This is a genomic window from Rhodoferax sp. RT5P35 (genome assembly GCF_056521385.1).
In genome coordinates this window covers 159,837-177,357 of sequence record NZ_JBWMAX010000010.1, presented here as the reverse complement: position 1 = coordinate 177,357, position 17,521 = coordinate 159,837, and the positions used below count along the sequence as shown (strand labels likewise).

The following is a 17,521-nucleotide window of genomic DNA, read 5'->3' as shown; positions in this document are numbered from 1 at the left end:
GGTCAAAGGCCTAGGCCAAAGGGCCGCGCAGTTCCATCATGCGTTCTGGATGGGCCAGCGCGGTGAACCCAAATTGTGCGTACAACCCTTGCGCATCCCGCGTGGTCAGCATGACGCGGCGCAGGCCTTGCAGGTCGGCATGGGCCAGGATGGTGGCCATCAACCATTTGGACAGGCCCTGGCCACGGTGGGCTTCCAAAATGTAGACATCGGCCAGGTAGGCGAAACTGGTGGTGTCGGTGATGACCCGCGCAAAGCCCACCTGCTGGCCACCGTGGTACAGGCCAAAGCACCGGGAATTTGCCGCCGCGCGCTCGACCCGTTCGCGTGCGATGCCGGGGGACCAGTAGCTCTGCGTAAGGTAGGCGTGGACGGCGGCCAGGTCTAAGTGCTGCGGGTCGCTGCTGATGGTGTAGTCACCGCGTTGGCTAGGCGTGTGCATGCTGAAAATACCCCTTTCAATTCCGGCTCAAAATTTAAGCCAAATCGACCTCACGCGCAGATCCTGCCTGCACAAGCAGCTATGGATTCAATAGTAAGCCTGGCTAGCCCGTGGCCGTCCAGTGGCAGCTACCGTCGTCGCCCACGTCGATAGCCGGGTTCTCTACAAACATGGTGCCCAGACCGGTGCGCTTGGGCGTGTAGACGAAGCGCTGGATGCGCGCGCCCTGGGTTTCTACTTCGTAACTGCCCGCGGCCTGGCCGCCCACCATTTCCAGCCAGACGGTGGTGAACGCAAAAGGCCTGCCGGGCGCGGTTTCCACGTGCGACTCGCGCAGGCGCACCAGGCTAATGGGGCGGCTGTGGCTGCCGTAGCGCACGAAGCCGCCGCTCCAGCCGCTGGTGTCGTCGCCCACGGTGCTGAACTGCAACTGGACGGGTTTTTTGCTGTCCTCGGCGACCAGGCAGCGGGTGGTGAAAACACCGGCATCGGCAGCCGGGGCCAGAGCGGCCAGCAGTACGGTAAACAGCAGAAATCGCATGGCCCCAAGTCCCCAGAGTGGCGAACTGGGCACTATAACCTCGACCGTGCTGCGCAGAAATTTACAAGAAATAGGCCGCTAGCGCATATTGCACCTGCGCTAGTAGCTCTTAAAAACAGAGCAAAACCAGCTTGCCACCAAGCGCGCGGTGCGGGCCTGTGTGGCCCTTCTGTTAAAAGAACCCGACTATGCCTACCCCTACTGCCTCTTCTCCATCTTCTCCCACGGCGCTACCCGCCGACAGCACCATCCACTGGACCGAAGCCGACCAGCCCCAGTCCGCCCACTGGCGCTCCGAGCGTGGCGCGCCCGCCCCGAAGCGCGTGGTGCTGGCCGACGACACCCTGTCGGCCGACACCGCTTACCGCCTGGCCTGCGAGGGCACGGCCCTGCTGTGGCGCGGCGATTTCCACAACGCCCGCCAGTTGCTGCAAGCCATGGCCCGGCGCATTGACAAAACCCCGGCGCGCAAACAGCGCAAAGCCCCCAAGGAAGCCGCCGCCCCGGCCGAGGCCTTCCACCTGTACCGCCAGGCCCAGGCGCAGCGCGCCCGGGTGCTGAACATGCTGCTGCTGCCGGTGAACGCCGACTACAGCATCCCGCTGCGCCGCGCGCCCAATGTGCATGCCGCCTGCCTGGCGGCCTGGGGCCCGGCGGACCTGGCCGCCGGGCCGTCGGTCATCACGCTGCGCGAGCTGCAGGGCCTGACCAGCACCCACGAATGGCGCCGCAAGGGCCTGGAGATCGCGGCGCTGGGCGAGGCCCCGCTGAACCGCATCCACCCGCACTACGGCGTGTTTTCGCCGGTGCGCGGCGAGTACATCGACCTGGTGGCCAAAGCGCCCTTGCCCGCGCCCGGCGTGGCACCCTATGTGGCATTTGATATTGGCACCGGCACCGGCGTGCTGGCCGCCGTGCTGGTGCGGCGCGGCGTGGCCCAGGTGGTGGCTACCGACACCGACCCACGCGCCCTGGCCTGTGCCCGCGACAACCTGGCCCTGCTGGGCGTGGCCAAGCAGGTGCAGGTAGTGCAGACCGATTTGTTCCCCGAAGGCCAGGCCACGCTGATCGTCTGCAACCCGCCCTGGCTGCCCGCCCGGCCCGGCTCACCCATCGAACACGCGGTATACGACGAAGACAGCCGCATGCTGCTGGGCTTTTTGGCGGGGCTGAAAGGGCATTTGGCACCCGGCGGCGAAGGCTGGCTGGTGTTATCCGACTTTGCCGAGCATCTGGGCCTGCGCACCCGCGCCGAGCTGATGGCCGCGTTTGACACCCATGGCCTGAAGGTGCTGGAGCGCCTGGATGCCAAGCCGCAGCACCCCAAGGCCACCGATGCCACGGCCGCACTGCATGCAGCCCGGGCGGCAGAAGTCACGTCGCTGTGGCGCCTGGCGGTGGCAGGCGTTTAAAAAGTCTTGACCCAGCCCACGGTGGCCATGCCCAGCATGGTCATCAGCAGGGAGCCCACCACGTGGGCGGATATGGCCAGGCCCGCCCACAGCATGCGGCCTTGCTGGAGCAGGGTGACCACCTCGGCAGAGAAGGTGGAAAAAGTGGTCAGGCCGCCCAGAAAACCAGTGATTACCAATAAACGCCATTCGGGTGGCAAGCCGCCATGGTCGGCAAAGTAGGCTACGGCCACACCTACCAGGTAGCCGCCCAGCATATTCGCCAGCCAGGTGCCGGGCGGGATACTGGGATACATGGCGTTGAAGGCCAGGCCCAGAACCCACCGCAGGATGGACCCTAGCGAACCCCCTACGCAAATAGCCAACAGCGACCGGCCCAGATTTATCGCGTCCATGTCATCTCGTCCATGTCATCTCGTCCATGTCAGGTCGGGCAGGTTTTGACGGCTTTGCCGCCCAGCTGGGTCTTGAGCGCCTCCAGCCGGGTTTTCAGCGCCGCATCCACCGTGGGCAGCTTGAGCCGCATGCCGTGGGTTTCCAGACGCTCGGCCACCACGTGGGCGGTGCGCACGCCGTGCTGGGTCACCTCGCCCAGGAGCTTGTTGGCCCCGGCTTCGCTGTCAAAGCTGCCCAGCGACAGGCCGGGCTCCAGGTTGGCGGGTGCAGCCTCGAATTTGACGCGCATGCCGCGCAGCTCGGCCTTTTTGCGCTCCAGCAGCTCGGTGCTGGCGTAGCGGCCCATGTAGACCATCCAGCGGCCCGGCTCCACGCCCGGCTCCAGCGACCACGACCCGGCGGGCAGGGCATCGGCCAGGGCTTTGGCCAGCAGGGTGCCACGCGCCACGTCGAACAGGCCTGCGGTCAGGCATTCGGTGGGCTCGGCCGGGGCGCTGGCCACGGTTTCAGCGGGGAGGGCTACGGCCGATGCCGGTGACGAGGCCGCTTCGGCACTGTGCGGCGGCACCAGCACCACCCATTCGGGGTGGATCTGCTGCGCCAGGCGTTGCGGCTCGGACACCGGGGCCGGTGCCAGGCCATAGGCCGCCAGCAAGCCGTGCGACCACGCGTAAAACACACCATTGGCCAGCAGTAAAAATAAAACGATTCCGCGCAGCATCGGCTTAACGGCCATCTTTGGCGGGGCGCACGCTGACTTCGGCGCTGGTCACCGTCTGCATGCCTTCGGGGGTTTGCAACCGCAAGCCGCCCAACGCGTCCACGCCGCGGGCCATGCCCACGGTGCCGTTGCTGAGCGTGATGGCGCGGTCCAGCAGCAGGTCGCGCTGGGCAAACTGGGGCTGGAACGGGGCGAACCCGGCCAGCTCGAAGGCCTTCAGGGCCTGCACCAGCGGAGCAGCGATGTGCAACAGGGCCTGGCCTGCGTCGATGTTTGGCAGCACTTCCTGCAGCCAGGCCGGGGCGGTGGACAGGCCGGTGGCTTCCCATGGAGCGATGTTCAGGCCAATGCCGATCACCGCCACGCGCTGGTCGCCCTGGCCCGCGGTTTCGATCAAGATGCCGCCGAGCTTGCGGCCCTGCAGCCACACGTCGTTAGGCCATTTGAGCTGCAAGTCCGGGTGCAGGCTCTGCACCACGGCCACGCCCACTGCCAGCGACAAGCCCGACCAGTCGGCGGGGGCCAGCGGCAGCGCCAGGGAAAAGGTGAGTGAGTCGCCCACAGCGCTGTGCCAGTCGCGCCCCAGGCGGCCCCGGCCCGCGGTTTGCTGCTCGGCCACCAGCAGGGTGGGCTCACAGTGCCCGGCGCGCACGCGGCGCATCAGTTCGCTGTTGGTGGAATCGATTTGCGGCAGCACCTCAACGGTGAAGTCGGGCAGCAGCGGGTGAACCGCTTCCCAGATGGACTCGGCGGGCCAGATCATTTTCTGAGCTTGCTGGTACGGCTTAGCCGACGTTTAGGGGCCAGTAGCGTGCCGCGGCAACTGGGTGCGCCGCACCAGCAGGGGTATTCGGCCTTCAGCTTGGGGGTGTAGCGCTCTTCCAACATCAGGCCGTAGTCGTAGTTCAGCTCTTCGCCCGCGGCGATGTCGCGCAGGGCGATGATGAAAATGCGGCCGTCTTGCTCGTCGGTTTCGCAGTTGGGTTCGCAGGCGTGGTTGATCCAGCGCGAGGCGTTACCGCCGAAATTGGCGTCGATCACCCGGTCGGCATCCACGTGGAAGTAGAAGGTGTGGTTGGGCTGGGCGGGGTCGTGCGGGTGGCGGTCCTGGGCTTCGTCCCACGAGATGACCTCGCCCACGTACTCGGCCACCGTGTCGCCCGCGGCGATGTCTTGCAGGGCAAAAACGCCTTTGCCATGCACACCAGAGCGGCGCACCTGGATGCGGCGGCCGGTTTTTGTAACGGCTTTCACGGGGGTTTTGGAAGTCAAGGGCAAAACTCTGTTAACTTAAATAAGGGATGCGAACGTGCGCAATTGCACACTGGCTGAAACAGATTGTAGAAGTGGCCCCGGCTATATAAGCGCCGCCGCCCCGCAAAGCCCCCCACAGAATTCAGAAATTGGCGAAATTCCTATGACAAAAACATTGGTGATTGCAGAAAAACCGTCTGTTGCACAAGACATTGTTCGGGCGCTCACGCCCACAGCGGGCAAGTTTGAAAAGTTCGACGAGTATTTTGAGAGCGAGAAGTACGTGGTTACCAGTGCGGTGGGCCACCTGCTGGAAATCCAGGCCCCGGAAGAGTTCGATGTGAAGCGCGGCAAGTGGAGCTTTGCGCACCTGCCGGTGATTCCGCCGTATTTCGACCTCAAGCCCGTCGACAAGACCAAAACCCGCCTGAACGCGGTGGTCAAACAGGCCAAGCGGAAGGACGTGACCGACATCATCAACGCCTGCGATGCGGGCCGCGAGGGGGAGCTGATCTTCCGCCTGATCGAGCAGTACGCGGGCGGCACAAAACCCCTGAACAAACCGGTGCGCCGCCTGTGGCTGCAGTCCATGACACCGCAGGCCATCCGCGACGGCTTTGGCGCGCTGCGCTCCGAGGCGCAGATGCAGGGCCTGGCCGATGCCGCCCGCTCACGCTCCGAGGCCGACTGGCTGGTGGGCATCAACGGCACCCGCGCCATGACCGCGTTCAATTCGCGCGATGGCGGCTTCTTTCTGACCACCGTGGGCCGGGTGCAAACCCCCACGTTGTCGGTGGTGGTGGAGCGCGAGGAAAAAATCCGCAAGTTCGTCAGCCGCGACTACTGGGAAATCCACGGCAGCTTCCAGGCCGAGGCCGGTGCCTACCCCGGCAAATGGTTTGACACTGCGTGGAAGAAACCGCCGCCCGGCCCCGACGGCCAGCCCGACCCCGAGCAGCGCGCCGACCGCGTGTGGAACGCCGCCGAGGCCCAGGCCATCGCCAATGCCGCCCGCGGCAAGCCCGCTACCGTGACGGAAGAAAGCAAACCCACCACCCAGGCATCGCCCGCCCTGTTCGACCTCACGTCGCTGCAGCGCGAGGCCAATAGCCGCTTTGGCTTCAGCGCCAAGACCACGCTAGCCTTGGCGCAAAGCCTGTACGAGCGCCACAAGGCCCTGACCTACCCGCGTACCGACTCCCGAGCCCTGCCCGAAGACTACCTGCCCGTGGTGCACGAAACCATGGCCATGCTGGCCAACAGCGGCATGGCGCACCTGGCCCCGTTCGCCAAGCAGGCAGTGGCGAACAACTACGTCAAACCCACCAAGCGCGTGTTCGACAACGCCAAGGTCAGCGACCACTTTGCCATCATCCCCACGCTGCAAGCCCCAAGGGACTTAAGCGATGCCGAGCAAAAGCTGTACGACTTCGTGGTGCGCCGCTTTATGTCGGTGTTCTTCCCCAGCGCCGAATACCAGATCACCACCCGCATCAGCACCGTGGCGGTAGAGGCCAAAAAGTACGCCTTCCGCACTGACGGCAAGGTGCTGGTCAAGCCCGGTTGGCTGGCTATTTATGGCAAGGAAGCCGTCAATGACGACGATGAAAAAGACGGCAAGAACCTGGTGCTGGTGAAGGCCGGTGAGGTGGTGCAAACCATCGCTGCAGATCCCAAGGCGCTGAAAACCCGGCCCCCCGCGCGCTACTCCGAAGCCACGCTGCTGGGTGCCATGGAAGGCGCGGGCAAGACCATCGACGACGACGAGCTGCGCGAGGCCATGCAGGAAAAAGGCCTGGGCACGCCTGCTACCCGCGCCTCCATCATCGAAGGTTTGATTGCCGAGAAATACCTGCTGCGCGAAGGCCGCGAAATGCTGCCCACCGCCAAGGCCTTCCAGCTGATGACGCTCTTACGCGGCCTGGGCGTGGAAGAACTCTCCAAGGCCGAGCTCACTGGCGAATGGGAATACAAGCTGGCGCAAATGGAGCGCGGCCAGTTGACCCGCGAGAGCTTCATGGCCGAGATCGCGGGCATGACCGAACGCATGGTCAAAAAAGCCAAGGAATACGACCGCGACACCATCCCCGGCGACTACATCACCGTGGCCACGCCCTGCCCCAACTGCGGCGGCATCGTCAAGGAAAACTACCGCCGCTACACCTGCACCGGGGCCGACGGCCACAGCGACGGCTGCGGCTTCTCGTTCGGCAAATCGCCTGCGGGCCGCACCTTTGAGCGCGCCGAGGTCGAGCAGTTCATGCGCGACCGCAAGATCGGCCCGCTGGACGGTTTCCGCTCCAAGGCAGGCTGGCCGTTCACCGCCGAGATGGCCATCAAGTTCGACGAGGAAACCAAGAACTACAAACTGGAATTCGACTTTGGCGATGACAAAAAGGGCGAAGAATCTGGCGAGCTGGTGGACTTTGGCGATACGCCCAGCCTGGGCAACTGCCCCAAATGCGGCAGCCCGGTGCACGAACACGGCGCCAACTTCGTCTGCGAAAAAACCGTGCCCACGCTGGCCCAGCCTACCCCCAGCTGCGACTTCAAGAGCGGCAAGATCATCCTGCAGCAGCCGGTCGAAAACGCCCAAATGGCCAAGTTGCTGGCCACCGGCAAGACCGACCTGCTGGACAAGTTCGTCTCCATGCGCACCCGCCGCGCCTTCAAGGCCCACCTGGCCTGGGACGCGGAAGCGGGCAAGGTGAACTTTGAATTCGCCCCCAGCAAGTTCCCGCCACGTCCCGGTGCAGCCGGCGCTGCGGCCAAATTTGCCGCTAAAGCCGCCCCTGCAGCCAAGTCGGCGGCGGCGAAAAAGGCGGCTCCAGCAAAAAAAGCGGCTGCGGCGAAAAAAGTGCCCGCCAAGAAAGCCGCTGTCAAAAAGGCCAGCACCGGCACCGGCGGCCTCACCCCTAGCGCCGCCCTGGCTGCGGTGGTGGGTGCCGAGGCCCTGCCGCGCCCGCAGGTCATTAAAAAGCTGTGGGACTACATCAAGGCCCACAACCTGCAAGATGCCGCCAACAAGCGCAACATCAATGCCGACGCCCTGCTGGCCCCCGTGTTTGGCAAGCCGCAGATCAACATGTTTGAGCTGACCGGGCTGATTGGCAAGCACCTGGCGTAGGCCAGTTTGCTGCTTAAAATATAGCTGCTCGTGCTGGTTCTATAAGCATGGCAGCCGTATTTTCGGTATATTTTCGACGGTATCTTCCACACCGTCTTAAGTATGAAATATTAGACATTTCACCATAAATGTTTTATATTCCATACATGACCACCTCCTACCATTTGCAAAAGCTCGGCCAACGCTTGCGCGAAATGCGCTTGCACCGGGGATTGACGCAGGTGGCGTTGGCCGCGCAGGCCGGTGTCACGCGGCTCAAAGTCATTGCCATGGAAGCGGGCAAGGACTCGGTGGCCATCGGCAGCTACGCACAGGTGGCGGCGGTGCTGGGCTGCGAGCTGTCCTTGGCGGTATTGACCCGGCCCACGCTGGAAGAACTGGACGAGGTGTTCCGTGGCCCTGCATAAACTGGACGTGGCCACGCTCCAGGGCGTGGGCGGTGCGCTGTTCAAAGAGGCCGACAGTTACCTGTTTGGCTACACCAACACCGTATCTGCGGCGGCCATCAGCCTGACCATGCCGATCCGGGCGGCGCAGTATTTCCGGCCCGCGCTGCACCCGGTGTTCCAGATGAATTTGCCCGAAGGCTTCATGCTGGAGGAACTGCGCAACCGGCTGGCCAAAACCATGCAACTCGACCCAATGCTGCTGCTGGCCATTGCCGGTGGCGAGACGGCGGTCGGGCGGGTACGGGCCCAGAGTGCCGGGCTGCCCTGGGCCGGAGCCGCCAATGCCGCGCCCCGGGGCGAGCGTTTGAACGAAATCCTGCTGTGGGATGGGGCCGAGAATCTGTTTGCCGAGCTGGTGGACCGCTACATCTTGCGGGCGGGCATCTCGGGTGTGCAGCCCAAGGTGTTGGTGCCCGAAGTAATGGAGCCACCCGCCGACAAAGCCACCGTCATAACCCAGGAGTTGATCGTTAAAAGTGGCCGTGCCCAGTACCCCGGCCTAGCCGCCAACGAGTTTTTGTGCATGGGCATTGCCAAAGAGGCGGGCCTGCCGGTGCCGGAGTTTTACCTGTCCCACAACCATGCCCTGTTTGTGATGCGCCGTTTCGACCGCACCGCCCAGGGCCAGGCCTTGGGCTTTGAAGATATGGCGGTGCTCACGGGTCGCAGTGCCGACCAGAAGTACGAAGGCAGCTATGCCAGCCTGGCCAAGGTGGTCCGCCTGTTTGCATCGCCCCAGCACGTGCAGGCATCGCTGCTGGAGCTGTTCGACAGTGTTGCGCTGTCGTGCATGCTGGGCAATGGCGATGCGCACCTGAAGAACTTTGGTTTGCTGTACGGCGACCCGACCACCCACGACTGCCGTCTGGCACCGGCTTTTGACATCGTCAACACCACGGCCTACATCCCGGAAGACGCGCTGGCACTGGAGCTGGGGGGCAACAAGTCCTTGTTTGCATCTCGGCTGGGTTTGCTCGGGTTTGCCACCCTGTGCGGTGTGCAGAACATCCGTGACCGGATCGAAAACCTGCTTCTGTCTGCCGAAACGGTGTTGCAGCGCGAGAGTGCCATTGCCGACACCATCCCCCACGTGGTGGCCGCCATGCAGTACGGCATGGCGCAGTTTGAGGGAACGTTTTTCAGGTCTGTGCCGCGACCACCATGATTTCCACCTTGATCTCCGGCCTGGCCAGCCGCGCCTCCACCGTAGCGCGGGCCGGGCCGATGCCGGTGGTGCCGATCCAGGCATCCCATACCGCGTTCATGGCGGCGAAGTCGCCCATGCTGGACAGATAAATGGTGGCGGTGAGGATGCGTGATTTGTGGCTACCGGCCAGGGCCAGCACGCTGTCGATCTGGTCCAGTACGCTCTGGGTCTGGGCGGCGATGGGCAGACTGGCATCTTCCGGGATTTGCCCGGCCAGATAGGCCACGCCGTTGTGCAGGGTGGCGTCGCACAGGCGGTTACCGGGGTGGATGCGCTGGATGGTCATGGAAATGGCTTTCGGATGGATAAAAAGAGAAACCAGATGGTAATGCGGCCCGCAGCGCAAAACCTTAGGGATGGGCCTGACAGAACGCGGCCAGAGCGGTATGCAGCAGGCCGAGTTCGGTGCGCAGTACCGCCGCCTGCGCGGCCTGCGCCTGGGGGCCAGGTAGGGTGCAGTCGGCGCTGCCGGTTTCCAGGGCTTGCGCCACACGGACCAAGGGGTCGGCGCGGAAGTTGGCGACCAGGCCCTTGAGGGTGTGGGCAATGCGCTGGGCCGTGGGGGCATCGCCCACCTGCATGGCCGCCTCCAGTGCAGCCAATTGCTGCGGCCAGTCGCGCATAAACGGGGCGGCGATGGTGCCGACGATCCACGGGTCGGCCTCGGCCAAGGCCTGGGCGTAGTCGAAGTGCGGCATGGCCGCCATCGCCTCCTCCATGGCGGTGCGCAGCTGGACCGGGTACACGGGTTTGGGCAGCAGGGTGTGCAGACCCGCGGCCTGGCAGCGCTCCCGGATTCCGGGATAGTCGAAAGTCACCAGCCCCAACGTTGGGCGCGTGGGGTGTGCCAGCGGCGCATTTCCATCCAGGTCCAGCAGCACCAGGTCCGCCGCGTTTGCGGCTTCATCCGCCAGCACCTGGTGGCCCCAGGCGTGCAGCAGGGTGCGCAGCACGGCATCGTGGCCCGGCGTGGCGTAGGTGCCAAGCAGCAAGATGTTCATACCGCGTCGGCGGGGTCGTCGAGCCGGGCCTTGGTGGCCAGCACGGCCGCCAGCTGGGCCATGAAGGCGTCGATACACAGGGGGTCGAAATGGCTGCCCGAGCCATCGCGCAGCAGTTGCAGGGCGCGTTCTATCGGCCAGGCGGCTTTGTAAGGGCGGGCGCTGGTAAGCGCATCAAATACGTCGGCCACCGCGACGATGCGGCCGACCAGGGGTATTGCCTCGCCCACCAGTCCGAAAGGGTAGCCCGTGCCGTCGAACTTCTCGTGGTGCGAGATGGCAATGGTGGCGGCCATTTGCATCAGTTGCGAGCGGCCCACCACCAGCGCCTGGTGGCCGATGCTGCTGTGGGTTTTCATGGTGTCGAACTCGACCGGGTCCAGCCGGCCTGGCTTGAGCAGGATGCTGTCGGGGATACCGACCTTGCCCACGTCGTGCAGGGGTGCGGCATCGAACAGCAACTGCTGCGCTTCGGCGGGCAGGCCCAGGTGCGCGGCGATGAGCAGCGAGTAATGCGCCATGCGCTGGGTGTGCAGACCGGTTTCGGGGTCGCGGTATTCAGCGATGCGGGAGATGCAGGCAATGGTTTCGCGGTCGCGCAGGCGCAGCTCGGCGGTGGCTTTGGTCACTTCTTCAACCAGCCACTGGGCGCGGTCGGCCAGGCGGGTCTGGCTGCGGCGCAGGGCCAGCATGTTGCGCGTGCGGGCAAAAAATTCGGTGCGGTCCAAGGGTTTGGACAAAAAATCGTTGGCCCCGGCTTCCAGCGCTTCGACCCGTACGGCGCGCTCGTCGCTGGAAGTGACCATCAGCACGGGGATGTCTTCGCGCCCCGGGAAGGCCCGAAACTGGCGGACCAGGCTGATGCCGTCCAGCTCCGGCATCAGGTAGTCCACCAGCAACAGGTCGGGCACAGTGGTCTGGCAAAACGCCAAGGCTTCCAGAGGCTTTAAGAAGCAGTGCACGCGACAGCCACCGACCTGGTCCATTAAGCGGTTGAGCAGCATCAGGTTGATGTCTACGTCGTCCACGATCACTACGTCCATGCAGCACTCCCAGTTGTCGTCCACGCCAAAACGGCGCTCCCCAGACGCAGCACCAGCGCGTCCAGTCCGGGCTCCAGCGCGGGCCCATCACCAGGGTGGCGGCCAAGTGCGTCGTGCAGTGCCCGTGCCTGCTGGGCCAATGCGGCACCGCCCAGTGCGTCGGCTGCGCGGGCCAGGGCAGCCAGCCGCACTTGGGCTTCTGCGTTATGGCGGGCTTGCAATGCCGCGTAGAGTGCGGGCAATGGGTGTTGCAAGTCGTCCAGCAAACCCGGCAGCAAGGGAGCTACCTGCGCCAGATCGGCCCCATAGTATCGGCCTAGGAGCTCCGGATTGAAATCCTCCAAAGGTGTAACAGTGGGGGATGTCGGCGGCCATGGCGCGCCGCTGCCGGAACGCAGGCTGCGCCAGCGCTGCACTGCCGCGCGCAGGGTCGGGGCGTCGATGGGTTTGCTGATGTGGTCGTCCATACCGGCCGCCACCGCGATGGCGCGGTCGCCCACCATGGCGTTGGCGGTAAGGGCAATGATGGGTACGTCGCGGTGGCGCGCCCCGGCCTCGCCTGCGCGGATACGGCGGGTGGCTTCGTAGCCGTCCATTTCCGGCATGTGGCAGTCCATCAGCACCAGATCGAACGGGTCCTGGCGCAGCAGGGCCAAGGCATCCCAGCCATGCTGGGCGGTGTGCCCCTGGTGGCCCCATTTGTCCAGCAGGGCCAGCACCAGCCTTTGGTTGGTGGGGTTGTCTTCCACCACCAGCACACGGGCTCCGGACAGGGCACCCGTCGGCGTAGTAAACAAGCCCGTGCGGCTGGCCGATAGCGGTACAGGTACAAGAGACGGGGGTGGTGCGGCGTGGGACAGCACGTTGTGCATACAGCGCAGCAGCTGGGCACCCTTGATTGGCTTGGTCAAAAACGCGGCAAAGCCTGCGGCACTGCAGCGCGCCGCATCACCGCGCCGGGCCACCGATGTCAGCATCACCCGCGGAATCTGCGACCACAGCGGGTCGGCCTGCATCCATTGGCCCAGACCCACGCCGTCCATGCCGGGCATTTGCATGTCCAGAATGGCCACATGCAGCTTGCGGCCCGCAGCCTGCTCGGTGGCCAGAACGCGTTGGGCATGCAGGCCGTCTTCGGCGGGCACGGCCTGCATGCCCCAATCTTGCAGCAGCAGCTCCAGCAGGCGGCGGTTGGTGGCGTTGTCATCGACCACCAGAACGCGCAGGCCGTCCAGGTCCGACAAGGGACGCTCGACCTCGGCCGCGTGGGGTGTCGGCGGTAGGCCCAACGGCAACTCGAACCAGAACACCGAGCCCTGGCCCAGTACGCTGCGGGCACCGATCACACCACCCATGCGCTCGACCAATTGCTTGGAAATGGCCAAGCCCAGTCCGGTGCCGCCGTACTGGCGGGTGGTGGACGCGTCGGCCTGGGTAAAAGGGGTGAAGAGCTGGGCCAGTTTTTCAGGCGTGATGCCGATGCCGGTGTCGCGCACCTCAAAGTGCAACAGCACCTCGCTGCCCTGGTCGGCCACCAGGGCCAGGTCGATGGTGACCTCGCCCTGCTGGGTGAATTTGGTCGCGTTGCCTGCCAGGTTCAGCAGCACCTGGCGCAGGCGGCCGGGGTCGCCGCGGACGCGGGACGGCACCTGCGACTGCGCCACCCAGGCGCACTCCACCGGCTTGTTGCCGATGCCGAAAGCCACCACGTCCGCCACTTCGTCCATCAGGGTACGCAGGTTGAAGTCCAGCACCTCCAGCTCCAGCTTGCCAGCTTCGATCTTGGAGTAGTCGAGGATGTCGTTGATGATGCGCAGCAAAGATTCGCCACTGTTGCGCACGGTTTCGGCGTACTCGCGCTGCTCGTCGCTCAGCGGGGTGTCGAGCAGCAGACCGGTCATGCCCAGCACACCGTTCATGGGGGTGCGGATTTCGTGGCTCATGGTGGCCAGGAATTCGCTTTTGGCCTTGCTGGCCTCCTCGGCAATCTGGCGTGCCAACGCGGATTCATACAAGGCCAGCTCGGCGGCCCGCATTCCAGCCTGGGCCAGGATGGCGCGGATACCGTAAGCGATGTTGTTGGCCGCTTCGCCAAACAGGCGTACCTCGTCGACAGAGAAGTTTTCGACCACGCTCGAATGCGCAAAAATCGCACCCCACACGCCATCCGCACCGTGCAGCGGCAAGCACAGCATGGACCGCACCCCCAAAGCCTGGGCGCTGCCCGGCCCGGTCATGGCACGGGGGTCGGTGCGGGCATCTGCCACTACCACCAGCGCACCCTCCAGGATGCAGCGGCCCATGACACCAAAACCCGGTGCGGTTTCAGACCAGCTGTGCGGCAAAAGGCGCATCTCTTGGGCCAATACACCGTGGCTGGCGACCAGGCTGACGCTTTTAAAAACATCCGTCTCGGTGCGGCCAATACCCACGGTGGAGTAGCCCCCCAAATCCACCATCAGGCGGCAAATGGTATCGAGCAAATCCTGCAATTGGGTGGACTTGGCCACCGCCAGATTGATGGCACTGATCAGGGTCAGCGCGCGGTTCAGGCGCTGCAGGTTAGCCTCGTCGCGCTTCAAGGCCGTGATGTCGCGGCCCAAGATGATGACCCCCTCGACATCGCCCGCAGCGTTGCGCAAGGGCATGTAGCGCGACATAGCGGTGATGGCGTCTAACTGGCCCTGCTGTGGCGACGTAAATTCAAGCTGCTCTTCGCAGCCGGTGGCCAGCACCCGCGCCACCAGGGCTTCGTGCTGCTGCCGGGTGGCATGGTTCAGCATGGTGACCGAGGGGTGCATTACATCCGCATCGTCACCCCAGACACTGCGGTACCAGCGTTGCATCGCCGGGTTCATGTAGACCCTCTGGCCTTGTGCATCCAGGCACAGGATCAGATCGGTGATGTTTTCAGCCAGGCCCCGAAACTGCTGCTCGCTGTCGGTCAGACGCTTTTGCAGGGCTTGGCGGTCCACGATGTTGCGGGCAGTGGACAGTGAATACTCCACGCCTTCATGCACAAAAGAATTGATGCGGACCTCGACCGCAAAGTCGGGGCCCTGGCGGGGCCGGTGGATGGACTCGAACAGCACATGGCCCCGCGTCTTCAGCTCCGCCCGCAGACTGCCCAACTTGGCGACCGTCAGCGCCGGATCGATGTCGTATAGCGTCATACCGCCGATAAGTTCGGCCTGGCTGTAACCCAGAGATTTGCACATCGTCGCGTTCACGTAAACAAAGCCGCTGGTCCCAAACGGCACCAGGCACACCGAGTCCCCCACCCGGTCCAGCGCCGCCCCCAACATGTGCAAACGGTCTTCAATGGCCTTGCGATCGGTGATGTCGCGCGACAGGCCCACCGTGCCGAGAAGTTCACCGTCCAGGATGGCCGGGACCTTGATGGTTTCAAACCAGCGTGCCTGTGGCCCCGTGCCCAGCGGGGCCTCGATGTGCACCGCTTGCAAGCTCTGCATCGCCATGCGCTCTTCGGCCAGACAGACCTCGGCAATCTCGGGCGGGAACAAGTCAAAGTCGTTTTTACCCAGCATGTCGCTGGGCTGGGCAAAGCCGCGCTCGTCTGCCACACCCTGGCTCACCACCAGAAAACGGCTTTCTGTATCTTTGAGCCAGATTTTGAAGGGCAGGTTGTCCACCAGCACGCGCTGGTTACGCTCGCGCTCCAGCACCTGGGCTTCGGCGCGTTTGCGCAGGCTGATGTCGATCCCCACGCCCACCGTACCGCACTGCCCTGGCCCGTAGCGCACCGGAGTCTTGAAAATTTCTTCCCACGGGGCATCGGGCCACGCACCTTGCTGCTCTTCGATATGGCGGGCCTCGCCACTGTCCATCACTTGCAGATCGTCGTCGCGAAACCGCTGGGCCAAGGGTGCGGGCCAGAGTTCAAAGTCGGTTTTGCCTACTGCCGCATCCGTATGGGACATCTGCAGCCGTTGCGCATAAGCCTGGTTGACCAGCAGGTGCAGGCCCTGCGCATCTTTGAACCAGACGGGGAACGGCAGACTGTCCAGCACAGTGCGTTGCTGCTGGCATTGCAGCTCCAGGGCCGCCAAGACATCGGCCACGGTCTGCCCATGCACCCGCAGAGTCCGCCGCAGCACGACCGTACCCACCCAGGACACGGCCAACACCCCCAATGCGCCGCACACTGCGGGCCATAAGCCAGGCGGTCGGGCCAGCCACGCAATGCTTAAAGTGGCGGTGCACAGCGCCAAAGGAGCCCATTGGAGCCGCCCTATCTGCACAAGACTGGCGCCGCGCCCTCTGTGTCGCCCTGTGGGCGCACAGACGTTATTGCGTAAGTCCTGGTCTATTCCCATAGTGAGTCTCTCTGGCCAATGAAAACCGGACTCAAGGCATCGCCCGGCCACAGCGCATGAAGCGCTGTGGCCGGGCGATGCACAGACCCGATTTGTAACATTGTGCGCCAGGGAGACCGCCCAGCGCTAGCCGACTAACCCAGGGTTACCCTGGGCACAGCGGCCGGTTTTTAACCGTGCACGACGGGCATGGAGCCGTCTTTTTCCGCCTTGATCAGGTCGGCGCGCACTTCCGCGCGGGTCAGGGCCGTACCCGTGGGGGTGACGACCGGGTAGTTGTTGTCGTTCGCCGAGGCCAGCGTGCCATCTTTTTCAGCGGCTACAAGCTCAGCCAGCACTTGCGCGCGGGTCACCGCGCTCTGGGTGTTGATCACAAGTGGGTGTTCGCGGTCGTAAGAATCGGCAAACGCGCTGGTGGTGGCCACCGAGGCCAAAGCAATCAGGGAAGCAGCTAAAAATTTCGTCGTGTTCATGGTCATTCCTTAAAGTTAAAACAGTTCAGCAGGACCAGGAACCTCTGGCGGGGCACACCACTCTTTTAAGATGGTTGCAGCGCCGGAGGACTGGTTCACAGGGTTAAGAAGATGTTCTTGCCTTGCCCTCATTCAGAATGCAGCAGCAGAACTAAGTTTCAGCTTTATGACACCCTAAACGGAACCAGGCTGTTTCGGTCTTGGAAACAATGGACACTCTCGAACTCATCCGGACCTTCCGTGAAGTCGCCGCCCGCGGTGGCTTTTCGCTGGCCGCCAAAACCTTGGACGTGTCCAAAGCCAATGTGAGCAAGCACGTGGCCGAGCTGGAGTCGCGCCTGGGCACGCGCCTGCTGAACCGCAGCACCCGCACTGTCAGCCTGACCGACGCAGGCGGCCTGTTGCTGGAGCGCAGCAAGCCCCTGCTGGAAATGATGGCGCTGACCCGCGAGGAGCTGCAGCACCGCTCGCAAGAGCCCAGCGGCCGCCTGCGCATGACCGCGCCGCAAGGCATTGGCAGCGTGGAGCTGCCCGCCCTGCTGGCCGACTTCATGCGCCGCTACCCCGAGGTGCACATCAGCCTGGACCTGAGCAACCGGGTGCTCGATATGGTGGAAGAAGGAATGGACCTGGCGCTGCGCGTGGGCACCGCACCCAATGAAAACCTGATTGCGCGCAAGCTGCGCCTGATTGACGTGGTGGTCTGCGCCAGCCCCGGTTACTGGCAGACACGCGGCGTGCCCCGGCACCCGGACGAACTGGTCGAGCACGATGCCGTGACGCTGTCCATACACGGCATGCACCCGGAATGGCGCTTCAAAGTGAACGGCAAGGCGCACAACGTGGCAGTGCGCAGCCGCATGGACGCGACCGACCCGGTACCGCTGGTGCACATGGCCTTGCACGGCCTGGGCATTGCCCGCGTGCCACGTCTGCTGGTGCAAGCGCATCTGGACAGTGGAGCCCTGGTGCCCGTGCTGGAGGACTACCGCGCCAACGACCTGTGGCTGTACGCCGCCTACACCCAGCGCCGCCACAACAGCGCGGCCCTGAAGGCACTACTGGACTTCATGGAAGCCCGCTGGAAGGTGGTGGCGGACAAGGCCCCCGGTTAGGGG

Annotated in this window: 16 protein-coding genes; 5 read left to right on the top strand and 11 right to left on the bottom strand. The window is 64.3% G+C overall.

All coding sequences use genetic code 11. The annotated features are described in order from the left end of the window. Positions 1–10: 10 nt before the first annotated feature. Entirely contained in the window at positions 11–442 is a 432-nt protein-coding gene (locus AC097L_RS17040; protein WP_479587726.1) for a GNAT family N-acetyltransferase, read from the bottom strand. Between the two features lie 103 nt (positions 443–545). Continuing rightward, on the bottom strand, positions 546–983 hold the full coding sequence (locus AC097L_RS17035) for a hypothetical protein (protein WP_479587725.1): 438 nt from the start codon (positions 981–983) through the stop codon (positions 546–548). A gap of 188 nt (positions 984–1,171) precedes the next feature. On the opposite strand from AC097L_RS17035, the gene AC097L_RS17030 reads away from it, so the two are divergent. Further along, positions 1,172–2,395, top strand: a complete 1,224-nt coding sequence (locus AC097L_RS17030) for a methyltransferase (RefSeq protein WP_479587724.1) — start codon at positions 1,172–1,174, stop codon at positions 2,393–2,395. Here AC097L_RS17030 and crcB read toward each other — a convergent pair. The 4 genes from crcB to AC097L_RS17010 are packed head-to-tail and all read right to left on the bottom strand — an operon-like array spanning position 2,392 to position 4,784. Continuing rightward, entirely contained in the window at positions 2,392–2,790 is a 399-nt protein-coding gene (gene crcB / locus AC097L_RS17025) for a fluoride efflux transporter CrcB (protein WP_479587723.1), read from the bottom strand. The two genes, AC097L_RS17030 and crcB, sit on opposite strands and share 4 nt — an antisense overlap. Positions 2,791–2,819: 29 nt before the next feature. Beyond that, on the bottom strand, positions 2,820–3,512 hold the full coding sequence (locus AC097L_RS17020; protein ID WP_479587722.1) for an SPOR domain-containing protein: 693 nt from the start codon (positions 3,510–3,512) through the stop codon (positions 2,820–2,822). Between the two features lie 4 nt (positions 3,513–3,516). After that, positions 3,517–4,275 carry a biotin--[acetyl-CoA-carboxylase] ligase gene (locus tag AC097L_RS17015; protein ID WP_479587721.1) on the bottom strand — a complete coding sequence of 253 codons (759 nt, stop codon included), beginning with the start codon at positions 4,273–4,275 and terminating at the stop codon, positions 3,517–3,519. After that, complete coding sequence (locus tag AC097L_RS17010) at positions 4,272–4,784, bottom strand: SET domain-containing protein (protein WP_479587720.1); 513 nt, start codon at positions 4,782–4,784, stop codon at positions 4,272–4,274. The genes AC097L_RS17015 and AC097L_RS17010 overlap by 4 nt, the downstream gene beginning before the upstream one ends. A gap of 145 nt (positions 4,785–4,929) precedes the next feature. On the opposite strand from AC097L_RS17010, the gene AC097L_RS17005 reads away from it, so the two are divergent. The 3 genes from AC097L_RS17005 to AC097L_RS16995 all read left to right on the top strand — a co-directional run bounded on the left by AC097L_RS17005 (position 4,930) and on the right by AC097L_RS16995 (position 9,507). Then, a complete protein-coding gene (locus tag AC097L_RS17005; RefSeq protein WP_479587719.1) occupies positions 4,930–7,893 on the top strand; it encodes a DNA topoisomerase III in 2,964 nt (987 codons plus the stop codon). 146 nt (positions 7,894–8,039) lie between these two features. Then, complete coding sequence (locus tag AC097L_RS17000) at positions 8,040–8,300, top strand: helix-turn-helix transcriptional regulator (RefSeq protein WP_479587718.1); 261 nt, start codon at positions 8,040–8,042, stop codon at positions 8,298–8,300. Then, positions 8,287–9,507, top strand: a complete 1,221-nt coding sequence (locus tag AC097L_RS16995; RefSeq protein WP_479587717.1) for a type II toxin-antitoxin system HipA family toxin — start codon at positions 8,287–8,289, stop codon at positions 9,505–9,507. The genes AC097L_RS17000 and AC097L_RS16995 overlap by 14 nt, the downstream gene beginning before the upstream one ends. Here AC097L_RS16995 and AC097L_RS16990 read toward each other — a convergent pair. The 5 genes from AC097L_RS16990 to AC097L_RS16970 all read right to left on the bottom strand — a co-directional run bounded on the left by AC097L_RS16990 (position 9,482) and on the right by AC097L_RS16970 (position 16,403). After that, positions 9,482–9,835 (bottom strand): RidA family protein, encoded by a 354-nt coding sequence (locus AC097L_RS16990; protein WP_479587716.1) that lies wholly within the window; start codon positions 9,833–9,835, stop codon positions 9,482–9,484. The two genes, AC097L_RS16995 and AC097L_RS16990, sit on opposite strands and share 26 nt — an antisense overlap. Before the next feature lie 64 nt (positions 9,836–9,899). Continuing rightward, positions 9,900–10,550, bottom strand: a complete 651-nt coding sequence (locus AC097L_RS16985; protein WP_479587715.1) for an Hpt domain-containing protein — start codon at positions 10,548–10,550, stop codon at positions 9,900–9,902. After that, a complete protein-coding gene (locus AC097L_RS16980; RefSeq protein ID WP_479587714.1) occupies positions 10,547–11,593 on the bottom strand; it encodes an HD-GYP domain-containing protein in 1,047 nt (348 codons plus the stop codon). The genes AC097L_RS16985 and AC097L_RS16980 overlap by 4 nt, the downstream gene beginning before the upstream one ends. After that, positions 11,584–15,741 carry a response regulator gene (locus AC097L_RS16975; RefSeq protein ID WP_479587713.1) on the bottom strand — a complete coding sequence of 1,386 codons (4,158 nt, stop codon included), beginning with the start codon at positions 15,739–15,741 and terminating at the stop codon, positions 11,584–11,586. Before AC097L_RS16975 ends, AC097L_RS16980 begins: the two co-directional genes overlap by 10 nt. A gap of 359 nt (positions 15,742–16,100) precedes the next feature. Continuing rightward, on the bottom strand, positions 16,101–16,403 hold the full coding sequence (locus AC097L_RS16970; RefSeq protein ID WP_479587712.1) for a DUF4148 domain-containing protein: 303 nt from the start codon (positions 16,401–16,403) through the stop codon (positions 16,101–16,103). Positions 16,404–16,612: 209 nt separating this feature from the next. On the opposite strand from AC097L_RS16970, the gene AC097L_RS16965 reads away from it, so the two are divergent. Further along, positions 16,613–17,518, top strand: coding sequence for a LysR family transcriptional regulator (locus AC097L_RS16965; protein ID WP_479587711.1), 906 nt, complete (start codon positions 16,613–16,615; stop codon positions 17,516–17,518). Positions 17,519–17,521 lie beyond the last annotated feature (3 nt).